Source organism: Streptomyces sp. CBMA123 (assembly GCF_014596465.1).
GTDB lineage: Bacteria > Actinomycetota > Actinomycetes > Streptomycetales > Streptomycetaceae > Kitasatospora.
This window is the reverse complement of the sequence record NZ_MECK01000520.1, coordinates 1-829: the sequence shown is the minus strand read 5'-3', so window position 1 is coordinate 829 and position 829 is coordinate 1. Positions and strand designations below refer to the sequence as shown.

Sequence of the window (829 nt, the reverse complement as noted above, 5' to 3'; positions counted from 1 at the left end):
GTTCGGGCAGCACTGGCGGCGGGGGAGCGGGGGCGGAGCGGCCCCGTGCGACGGACTCGGCCAGCTCGCGCACGGCGGCCGGGTAGGCGGGCGACAGCGGACCGTAGTCGGGCGGGCGCAGCTGGGCCGCCGCGGCGCCCTCGACCACCGGGATCAGCGCGTTGAGCTGGGCGAGCAGGCGCACCAGGGTGGCGGAGCGGCCGTGCCGGCGGGCCCGGCGGGCCAGCAGCAGGTCGTAGGAATGGTTCAGCGACTGGGTGAGCGCCCGGCGGCGGTCCTCGTACCCGGGGGAACCGGTGGCCTCCAGGAGTGCGGCCACCGCCCGGTAGGTGTCGGCGACCACGGCGCGCTCGGGCGTGCCCCCGCGCATCGGCCAGGCGAGCAGGGTGAGGGCGAGCACCAGCAGGCCGCCGAGCAGCAACAGGGCGGGCGGCAGCCACCACGGGGAGGGCATCGGCAGGCCGGCCCCGACCACCGCGTTCAGCAGCAGGAGCAGGCCCGAGACGGAGGCGACCGCGCCGACCGAGGAGATCATGCCGGAGAGCAGCGCGACCACGGTCAGCACCGCCACGGCCGTCCAGCCGGAGCCGTACACCTGGGTGCCGGCCAGCACCCCGAGGGCGCCGAACGACTGCGGCACGGCAATGTTGAACACCCGCATCCGGTAGGCGTCCGCGGTGTCCCCGATGACGGCGGACAGCGCGCCCATCGACACCAGCGCGCCGTAGCCGGTACGGCCGGTGGCGGTGCCGACGGCGAGCGGGGCGGCGAGCGCCACCGCGGCACGGGCCGCCGCGGCCCAGGGGACCGGCGCGTCCTGGGGCCGCAG

At 77.6% G+C, this 829-nt stretch carries 1 pseudogene; it reads right to left on the bottom strand.

The features are described 5' to 3' along the window. A pseudogene (locus BG452_RS35775) lies at positions 1 to 829 on the bottom strand (FUSC family membrane protein); the annotation flags it as partial.